The 471-nt window shown below is 46.9% G+C and carries 1 protein-coding gene; it reads right to left on the bottom strand.

Annotation, left to right across the window (positions count from 1 at the left end; translation table 11 throughout):
* Positions 1-171: 171 nt before the first annotated feature.
* A complete protein-coding gene (locus tag I6E26_RS11100; protein WP_235321924.1) occupies positions 172-399 on the bottom strand; it encodes a DUF2922 domain-containing protein in 228 nt (75 codons plus the stop codon).
* Positions 400-471 lie beyond the last annotated feature (72 nt).

The following is a 471-nucleotide window of genomic DNA, read 5'->3' as shown; positions in this document are numbered from 1 at the left end:
ATATCACACTGGCGGCAGCCCATGTTTTGACTGTGCTTTAATACTAAAAATTAAAATCGACTAAGGTTTTGCTACTGGGGTAGTAGCATATCAGGTTGATGCAATCAGGTCTTGTAGAAAATCCAATCGCAACTGGGCGGGGGGACTTTCCTGCCTGTTTGTATTTGGCCTTTAGGCCTCTGGCAGTTCGGTTACAACGGTGTCACGGATATAGGCTTTCTTAATGCCATCCAGCTTGCCAGCTTCATCGTTATAGGAGAAAACCTCCTTGGCGATAATATCCTTCATAACACCGTGCACCTCTGGCCCGGTAACATCCTGCCTTGGGTTGGCAAGGGAAATGGTCTTGGTGGTATTGCCACGAGTAAAGACCATGTTGAGCTTGCGATTGCTGATCATATTGTTCCTCCTTTCCTGTCCCTATCAGGCAGCTTCCAAGGCTACCGTATCAACGCGATAAACAATATCAGG

Source organism: Anaerovibrio lipolyticus (assembly GCF_021531495.1).
Lineage (GTDB): Bacteria > Bacillota > Negativicutes > Selenomonadales > Selenomonadaceae > Anaerovibrio.
Note: the sequence above shows the minus strand (reverse complement) of the source record. Positions and strands in the feature narration are given on the sequence as shown.